Below are 6,000 nucleotides of genomic sequence, written 5' to 3'. Positions count from 1 at the left end.
CGCGCTCACCACCGGCGACTGGGTGCTCGCCGACGCCACCGAGACCGGCGTACGCCGGGAGTGCAGCGGCCTGGTCGCGGCGCACCTGCAAATGGCACCTGGAGCGCGCGCTACGCTCGCTGCCGCTGGTCGACCGGGGCGGCCCGGCGGCCGGGGCGGTACCGCCGCTGTGAACAGGGAGAAGACCGAGTGATCCGATCGATGAGGCCCGGCCGGGGTGCGCCGGTGCCGCCGACTTCGCACCCGTCGGGTGCCCGGCCCCCGGCGTTGCCGGCCGACGCGTTGCCGAAGCACGTCGCGATCGTCATGGACGGCAACGGCCGGTGGGCCAAGGAGCGGGGGCTACCCCGCACCAAGGGTCACGAGCAGGGCGAGCACAGCCTTTTCGACACCATCGAGGGTGCGATCGAGCTGGGCATCCCCTACCTGTCGGCGTACGCGTTCTCCACCGAGAACTGGCGGCGCTCGCCGGAGGAGGTCCGGTTCCTGATGGGCTTCAACCGCGACGTCATCCGCCGCCGCCGTGACCAGCTCGTCGATCTGGGCGTGCGGGTGGTCTGGTCCGGCCGCGCCGGGCGGCTGTGGAAGAGCGTCATCTCCGAGTTGCAGACCGCCGAGGAGATGTCCCGGGGCAACTCGACGCTGACCCTCCAGTTCTGCGTCAACTACGGGGGGCAGGCCGAGATCGCCGACGCCGCCGCCGCGATCGCCCGTGACGTGGCGGCCGGCCGGCTCGACCCGGGCAAGGTCACCGAGAAGACCGTGGCGAAGTACCTCTACCACCCGGAGATCCCCGAGGTGGACCTCTTCCTCCGCCCGTCCGGGGAGGAGCGGATCTCCAACTTCCTGCTCTGGCAGACCGCGTACGCGGAGTTGGTGTTCCTCGACACCCTCTGGCCGGACTTCGACCGCCGTCACCTGTGGTACGCCTGCGAGCTGTACGCCCAGCGGGACCGCCGGTTCGGCGGCGCGCTGCCCAACCCGGTGGCCCCGCAGCTCTGAGCACCCCGCAGCCGAGGCAGGCTTACCGGCGCGGCCGGTGGGGTATCACCGTCGGCAACAGCCACGACGGCGGAGGTGAACCCACATGATTCAGAAGCGGATTGCCCAGTGGGCGGTCATGGCGGCCGCCGTGCCGCTGGCTGCGGCCGGCGCACGCCGGCTCAGCCACACGCTGGAGGCCCGACGCGGCCCCACCGGCGTCACCCGACTGCTCACCAGGGGCGCCGACCTGCTGCGCCCGCACAAGGCCAAGCGTCGCCGGTTCTTCTGACCCGTCCGTCGGCGCCGCCCCCGCACCTCGGGGGCGGCGCCGACGGAGTGCTCAGGCCTCCACTTCGGAGCGAGCCTCGGTGGCCCACAGCGTGTGGAACGACCCGTCCCGGTCCACCCGGCGGTAGGTGTGCGCGCCGAAGTTGTCCCGCAGCCCCTGCAACAGCGCGGCGGGTAGCCGCTCGGCGCGCAGCCCGTCGAAGTACGCCAGCGAGGAGGAGAACGCCGGCGTGGGCACCCCGGCGCGGGCCGCGTCGACCACCACCCGCCGCCAGCTCGGCACGCCGGCGCTGACCGCCTCGGCGAAGTACGGCGCGACCAGCAGCGACGGCAGCTCCGGCTGGGCGTCGTACGCCTCCTTGATCCGGTCCAGGAAACGGGCCCGGATGATGCAGCCGCCCCGCCAGATCGTCGCGGTGCCGCCCAGGTCGATGTCCCAGTTGTACTCGCTGCTGCCGGCACGGATGTGGTCGAAGCCCTGCGCGTACGCGACGATCTTGCTGGCCAGCAGCGCGCGCCGCACGTCCTCGACGAAGGTGTCCCGGTCCTCGACCTGCCACTTCTCCCCGGCGTCGCCGAACGCCCGGCGGGCGGCCTCGCGCTGGCCGGCGTGCCCGGACAGCGATCGGGCGAACGTCGCCTCGGCGATGCCGGTGATCGGGATGCCCAGGTCCAGCGCGCTCTGCACCGTCCAGCGGCCGGTGCCCTTCTGCTCGGCCTGGTCGAGTACCACGTCCACGAAGGCGCGGCCGGTCGCCGCGTCGGTGTGCCCCAGCACCTCGGCGGTGATCTCGATGAGGAACGACTCCAGCTCGCCGGTGTTCCACTCCCGGAAGATCTCGGCGATCTCCGCCGGGCTCGCCGACAGCCCGGCCCGCAGCAGGTCGTACGCCTCGGCGATGAGCTGCATGTCGGCGTACTCGATGCCGTTGTGGACCATCTTCACGAAGTGGCCGGCGCCGTCCGGGCCGATGTGCCGGCAGCACGAGGTGCCGTCCACCTGCGCGGCGATCTTCTCGAACATCGGGCCGAGCTTCGCGTACGACTCGGCGGAGCCGCCCGGCATGATGCTCGGCCCGAGCAGCGCGCCCTCCTCGCCGCCGGACACGCCGGTGCCGGAGAAGTGCAGCCCTCGGGCGCGCAGCGCCTCCTCCCGCCGCCGGGTGTCAGCGAAGTGGGCGTTGCCGCAGTCGACGATGATGTCGCCCTCGTCCAGCAGCGGCACCAGCTCGTCGATCACCGCGTCGGTGGGTGCGCCCGCCTTGACCATGATGATCACGGCGCGGGGGCGCTCCAGCGACGCGACGAAATCCTCCAGGGACTCGGACGGCACGAACGTTCCCTCGTCACCGTGATCGGCGACCAGGCTGCGGGTCCGCTCCGGCGACCGGTTGTGCACCGCCACCGTGAACCCGTTCCGGGCCAGGTTGCGGGCCAGGTTCCGGCCCATCACCGCCAGCCCCGTCACGCCGATCTGCGCCGTCGCCTGTTGCGTCATCCGTACCCGCCACCTCTCGCGTCGCCTGTAGTGCTGCGACGGTATCGCGCCGTCCAACGGACCGGGACCCGTGGTCGACACAGTGTCACAGTGTGGTTGCGTCGCCGCAGGCCCCGGCCGCGCGCCCCGCCCTCGGGCCCGTCGTCCACGCTCCTGGTCAGCCGATCAGCGGGCGGAACGTGCCCAGCGCGACGCTGACCGCCAGCGCCGCCCCGGCCAGCGCCGCCGCCCCGGCGATCAGCAGGCCGTCGGCGGCGGTGAACCGCTGCCGCCGGGCCACGGTGCGCGGGGTGCCCGCGTCGAACCCCCGGGCGTCCATCGCCACCGCCAGCCGGGTGCCCCGCCGGATCGCCCCGACCAGCAGCGCGAACGCGGTCGAGACGAACAGCCGCAGCCGGGCCACGGGGTTGCGCCCGGCGTCCACTCCGCGCGCCCGCCGGGCCATACTGATCATCTGCCACTCCCGGCCGAGCAGCGGCACGAGCCGGAACGCCGCGAGCGCGCCGATCGCGAAGCGGGCCGGGGCCTTCGCGTTCTGGACCAGCGCGTCGGCCAGGTCGGTGGGGTCGGTGGTGGCGAAGACGATCACGCCGGGCAGCGCCACCGCGAGCATGCGCAACGCCAACCCGAGCGCGGTCAGCAGGACCCCGCTGGTGACCAGCACCGGCCCCGCCTCGACCAGCACCCGGCCGGTGCGCTCGGCGGCGAACAGGACCAGGGTGACCACGATGCCGGCGGCCCTGAGCAGCAGTGGCCCGGCCGCGGGCGAGCATCAGTACGGATCCGAACAGCGGCAGCACGGCCAGCTCGACGCCGATGGCGATGGCCGGTGCCACCGGGTCCAGGGTGGCGAGCAGGGCGAACGAGAAGACCAGCGCGGCGGCGACCTTCGCCACCGGGTTGCGCCGGGCCAGCGGCCTGCCGGGCGTGGCCACCGGCGCGATGCTGATCACGCCGCCACCGCCGGCCCGTGGCGCGTGCCGCTCCCCTGCCCGTGGCGCGTGCCGCTCCCCTGCCCGTGGCGCGTGCCGCTCCCCTGCCCGTGGCGCGTGCCGCTCCCCTGCCCGTGGCGCGTGCCGCTCCCCTGCCCGTGGCGCGTGCCGCTCCCCTGCCCGTGGCGCGTGCCGGTCGCCGGCCCGTGGCTGGTCATGCCGTCACCGCCGCCCCGCCGGTCAGGGTGACCCGCCGGTCGGCCAGGGCCGCCACGAAGTCCGGGTCGTGGGTGACGGTGACGACGCCGTGCCCGCCGTCGCGCAGCTCGGCGAACAGGTCGACCAGCTCCAGCCAGGTGCGCCGGTCCTGGCCGAAGGTGGGCTCGTCGCAGACCAGCAGGCGGGGCGCGGTGGCCAGGGCGGTCGCCACGCTCAGCCGCCGCGCCTCCCCACCCGAGAGGGTGTACGGGTTCGCCCGGGCCAGCCGCGCCAGCCGCAGCCGGTCGAGCAGTCCGTCCACGGTGGCCCGGACGGCGGCCTCGGCCTGGCCGGTGCGGCGCGGCCCGAGGGCCAGCTCGTCGAAGACCGTCCCGGTGACGAACTGGTGCTCCGGGTCCTGGAAGACCGACCCGATCCGGCGGGCCAAAGTGGGCGCCCGCCAGCGGTGCGGTGCGACGGCGGCGTCCCGCCCGGCCAGCTCCGGGGTCGCCGCCACCCGGCCGGCCCCTGGCCGCAGCAGCCCGCCGAGCAGCAGCGCCAGGGTGGACTTGCCCGCCCCGTTCGGGCCGAGGACGGCGAGCGCCTCGCCGGCGCGTACCGCCAGATCCGTCGGGGCGAGGCGGGGCGGCAGGGCGACCCGGTCGGTGGTGAGCAGCGGGTCGCCGGGGGCGGCGGTGGCCTGCCGGGGCGGCACCGTCCGGCCGGGCACCCAGACCCCCTCGGCGGCGAGCGCGTCGCCGTGGACGGCGAAGACCGCCTCCGGCGGCCCGTCGGCGCGGACCCCGCCGCCCGGCTCCAGCACCACCACCCGGTCGACCAGCGGCAGCGCCTCGGCGACGCGGTGCTCGACCAGGATCAGCGTGGTGTCGGCGGCCACGGCGTCGGCCACGGCCCGGCGGACCAGCGCCGCCCCGGCCGGGTCGAGGTTGGCGGTCGGCTCGTCGAGCAGCAGCAGTCCCGGCCGCAGGGCGAGGGCCCCGGCCAGCGCCAGCCGCTGCTGCTCGCCGCCGGAGAGGGCCGCGGTCGGGCGGTCCCGGTGGTACGGGAAGCCGACCCGGCGCAGCGCCTCGTCCACCCGGGGCCAGATCTCACCGGCGGGCACACCCCGGTTCTCCAGCCCGAACGCGACGTCGTCGCCGCAGCGGGCCATCACGAGCTGGCTCTCCGGGTCCTGGAAGACGATGCCGACCCGTTTCCGGTCGGTGCGGGGGTCGAGCCCGTCGACCTCGACGGTGCCCTCCTGCTCGCCCGAGTCGTCGGCCAACAGCCCGGCCAGCGCGGCCAGCAGCGTGCTCTTGCCGGCACCGGACGGCCCCAGCAGCAGCACCCGCTCCCCAACCTCGACGCGCAGGTCGACTCCCCGCACCGCCCAGGCCCGCCGCCCAGCATGCCGCCACCCGAACCCCCGAGCCACCACCTGACCCATCGGACCCCTCCCTCCCCGCCCAGCCTCGAGCGGATGCCCGCGCCAGGTCGCCTAGATGGGGGTTCGGGTGCGGGCGGCGGGGAAGCGGTCCAGGGCGCCGGTGGTGGCCAGGGCGCGGGTCAGCGCCCAGCCGCCCGCGCCCGCGATGATCGTGGCGCTGATCACGGTGATCAGGGCGTACGGGAGGCGGTAGCCGGTCAGGTCGTACTCGGCGTTCCAGACGAAGAAGTCGAACAGGGCGGCGCTGACACCGGTGAACGCCCCGGCGAGCAGCGCGGTCGGCAGCCGGAACGAGCGGTACCGGAACGCGGCGAACGCCAGCTCCGCGCCCAGGCCCTGGATCATGCCCTGCGGGATCACCGTGCCGGCCCACTGACTGCCCAGCAGGGCGGACAGGACGGCGGCGACGGTCTCGCAGTACAGGGCCGCGCCCGGCTTGCGGATCACCAGGCCGCCGAGCACGGCCGGCATCAGCCAGACGCCGTAGAGCAGGGTCTGCGCGGGCGGGAAGAACGCGAACGCCCCCTCGGTGGCGCTCCAGACCAGGCCCCAGGCCCAGAAGATGACGCCGAAGGCGACGGCGATCACCGAGGCGACCACGATGTCGATCGTGCGCCAGCGGTTGCTGTCGGTGTGGTTCATGGCGGCTCCCA

At 74.8% G+C, this 6,000-nt stretch carries 5 protein-coding genes and 2 pseudogenes; 3 read left to right on the top strand and 4 right to left on the bottom strand.

Translation table 11 applies throughout. The features are described from left to right. The 3 genes and pseudogenes from MCAG_RS30565 to MCAG_RS08050 form a co-directional block, all read left to right on the top strand. Nucleotides 1-173 (top strand): annotated as a pseudogene (locus MCAG_RS30565) (DNA repair protein RecO); the annotation flags it as partial. A 28-nt stretch (nt 174-201) separates the two neighbouring features. Beyond that, nucleotides 202-1,002 (top strand): isoprenyl transferase, encoded by an 801-nt coding sequence (locus MCAG_RS08055; protein WP_198141723.1) that lies wholly within the window; start codon nt 202-204, stop codon nt 1,000-1,002. 85 nt (nt 1,003-1,087) lie between these two features. Further along, nucleotides 1,088-1,273, top strand: a complete 186-nt coding sequence (locus tag MCAG_RS08050) for a hypothetical protein (protein WP_007072465.1) — start codon at nt 1,088-1,090, stop codon at nt 1,271-1,273. A 51-nt stretch (nt 1,274-1,324) separates the two neighbouring features. Here MCAG_RS08050 and gndA read toward each other — a convergent pair whose 3' ends face one another. The 4 genes and pseudogenes from gndA to MCAG_RS08025 all read right to left on the bottom strand — a co-directional run bounded on the left by gndA (nt 1,325) and on the right by MCAG_RS08025 (nt 5,989). Further along, the gene (gene gndA, locus MCAG_RS08045) at nt 1,325-2,770 is read right to left on the bottom strand and encodes an NADP-dependent phosphogluconate dehydrogenase (RefSeq protein ID WP_007072464.1); all 1,446 of its coding nucleotides are present in this window, start codon (nt 2,768-2,770) and stop codon (nt 1,325-1,327) included. Nucleotides 2,771-2,927: 157 nt separating this feature from the next. Next, a pseudogene (locus MCAG_RS08040) lies at nt 2,928-3,723 on the bottom strand (energy-coupling factor transporter transmembrane protein EcfT). Between the two features lie 193 nt (nt 3,724-3,916). Continuing rightward, nucleotides 3,917-5,347, bottom strand: coding sequence for an ABC transporter ATP-binding protein (locus tag MCAG_RS08030; RefSeq protein ID WP_007072461.1), 1,431 nt, complete (start codon nt 5,345-5,347; stop codon nt 3,917-3,919). 51 nt (nt 5,348-5,398) lie between these two features. Further along, on the bottom strand, nt 5,399-5,989 hold the full coding sequence (locus MCAG_RS08025; RefSeq protein WP_007072460.1) for an ECF transporter S component: 591 nt from the start codon (nt 5,987-5,989) through the stop codon (nt 5,399-5,401). Nucleotides 5,990-6,000 lie beyond the last annotated feature (11 nt).

It is taken from the genome of Micromonospora sp. ATCC 39149, from assembly GCF_000158815.1.
Classification (GTDB): Bacteria; Actinomycetota; Actinomycetes; order Mycobacteriales; family Micromonosporaceae; genus Micromonospora.
Note: the sequence above shows the minus strand (reverse complement) of the source record. Positions and strands in the feature narration are given on the sequence as shown.

Bases quoted from the DNA above. Each gene is read 5' to 3' on its own strand.
- MCAG_RS08055 (WP_198141723.1), top strand. From the start codon at position 202: ATGAGGCCCGGCCGGGGTGCGCCGGTGCCGCCGACTTCGCACCCGTCG.
- MCAG_RS08050 (WP_007072465.1), top strand. From the start codon at position 1,088: ATGATTCAGAAGCGGATTGCCCAGTGGGCGGTCATGGCGGCCGCCGTG.
- gndA (WP_007072464.1), bottom strand. From the start codon at position 2,770: ATGACGCAACAGGCGACGGCGCAGATCGGCGTGACGGGGCTGGCGGTG.
- MCAG_RS08030 (WP_007072461.1), bottom strand. From the start codon at position 5,347: ATGGGTCAGGTGGTGGCTCGGGGGTTCGGGTGGCGGCATGCTGGGCGG.
- MCAG_RS08025 (WP_007072460.1), bottom strand. From the start codon at position 5,989: ATGAACCACACCGACAGCAACCGCTGGCGCACGATCGACATCGTGGTC.